Source organism: Pseudomonas brassicacearum (assembly GCF_003732265.1).
GTDB classification, from domain to species: Bacteria; Pseudomonadota; Gammaproteobacteria; order Pseudomonadales; family Pseudomonadaceae; genus Aquipseudomonas; species Aquipseudomonas brassicacearum_D.
Window position 1 is genome coordinate 1 of record NZ_MOBK01000113.1, and the last position, 641, is coordinate 641.

Annotated in this window: 1 pseudogene; it reads right to left on the reverse strand. The window is 62.2% G+C overall.

From position 1 onward, the window contains the following. A pseudogene (locus tag BK660_RS30305) lies at positions 1 to 641 on the reverse strand (glycosyltransferase); the annotation flags it as partial.

Genomic DNA, 641 nt, shown 5'->3' on the forward strand with positions numbered 1-641 from the left:
CGGGAACCCAGGGTGCGACTCAACGGCAGCTCATCCCAAACCCTTGGCGACTCATCAGCCTTTGCCAGCGGGATGTAACGCACCCAGCCTGGCGCCGGCGCCGACTCACCGTTGCGGACTTTGAGCATTTGCGAGAGCCACTCGCGCTCGACGTCCATCGCGTCCTTCATCGGTTGCTGCGCACTCAGCCGCTCCGGAGAAAGGCGCTCGGCGCTCAGTACATTGTTCGACACCGCCAGGTTGCCGCGGCGCAGCAGGCAGATATACAAGGCGAAATCCAGGCTGGCGACGAAGCAGCCGCCCTCCTCGGTCAATGCCGGCAGCAGCTCGGCGACGTCCGCGCGGCGAAACAGCGCGTTGCTGAATCCGCCGAGAACGTTGACCGGGAATTTTTCGAATATCGCCAGTAGATCGTCACCCTTGAACAGGCCACTGACCGGCGACAGCGAAGAGTTTTCCAGACGCGCAGGCAGGATGATGTCGTTCGCGTCCCAGAGCAGCCGCTGGGCCAGCACCAGACTGACCTCGGCGCGGCGCATCTCGTGCGCCTGCTGCTCGATACAGGCGGAATAGAGCAGATCATCGTCACACAGAAACTTGATGAATTCGCCCTGCGCCTGATCCAGGCAGGCTTTCAGGTT